The 440-nt window shown below is 54.1% G+C and carries 1 protein-coding gene; it reads left to right on the forward strand.

Annotated elements, in window-relative coordinates; translation table 11 throughout:
- Positions 1-106 precede the first annotated feature (106 nt).
- A partial coding sequence (locus tag D7X32_RS47745; protein ID WP_120608491.1) for an ATP-binding cassette domain-containing protein occupies positions 107-440 on the forward strand: 334 nt, incomplete at its 3' end.

Genomic DNA, 440 nt, shown 5'->3' on the forward strand with positions numbered 1-440 from the left:
GTGTATAGTCGCTGTTTTGGGCTACCATTGCGCCCGGTGCGGCAGCTCGCCCATACATTACATTATCATAATGATAAGTTAACATAGTCTGAACATACGGCGCCTTATGATTGTTTTCTCCTCGTTACAAATTCGTCGCGGCGTGCGCGTCCTGCTGGATAATGCCACCGCCACCATCAACCCTGGGCAGAAAGTCGGCCTGGTGGGTAAAAACGGCTGTGGTAAATCTACCCTGCTGGCATTGCTGAAAAATGAAATCAGCGCCGACGGCGGCAGCTACACCTTTCCGGGAAGCTGGCAACTGGCGTGGGTGAATCAGGAAACGCCGGCGTTACCGCAAGCGGCGCTGGAATATGTCATTGACGGCGACCGTGAATATCGTCAACTAGAAGCGCAGCTACACGACGCCAACGAACGTAACGACGGGCACGCCATTGCGA

Origin of the sequence: Corallococcus carmarthensis (assembly GCF_003611695.1) — a bacterium.
GTDB lineage: Bacteria > Myxococcota > Myxococcia > Myxococcales > Myxococcaceae > Corallococcus > Corallococcus carmarthensis.